This window comes from Luteolibacter pohnpeiensis, assembly GCF_016595435.1.
In the GTDB taxonomy this organism is placed as follows: domain Bacteria; phylum Verrucomicrobiota; class Verrucomicrobiia; order Verrucomicrobiales; family Akkermansiaceae; genus Luteolibacter; species Luteolibacter pohnpeiensis.
In genome coordinates, this window is the sequence record NZ_JAENIJ010000213.1 from 1 (window position 1) to 392 (window position 392).

General features: G+C 57.4%; 1 protein-coding gene. It reads left to right on the forward strand.

What is annotated here, in order from left to right; translation table 11 throughout:
* A partial coding sequence (locus JIN85_RS21000) for a phage portal protein family protein (RefSeq protein ID WP_200274533.1) occupies positions 1–392 on the forward strand: 392 nt, incomplete at both ends.

The following is a 392-nucleotide window of genomic DNA, read 5'->3' on the forward strand; positions in this document are numbered from 1 at the left end:
AGCGGTTGGGCGACGGACTCAGATCAGGAAGACCGCTTGATGCTTGATCGCGAGGGCGGGCTTGGAGCGAGGAAATTGGAGGACTTCCCGGAACACCGGTTTTTGATTGGAATTAACTCCGGTCATGCAGGACATCCAGCGGCAGCTGCACCGTTACGCGCGTTGGCCGGTTATTGGTTGGCCATGCTCTACGGTCTGAAGTGGTTCGTCAATTTCACCCAGCTTTACGGCATCCCCTGGCGGCATGTAGAAGTGCCAGATGAGCGAGACAATGCCAAGGTTGACCTTGCGATGGCCAATATCGGCTCGCAGGGTTTCCTCCGCACCAAGCCGGGCGTAAAGGTGAACATCTTGGCCCAAGGTTCGACCTCCGGCCAAAACCTGCCACAACG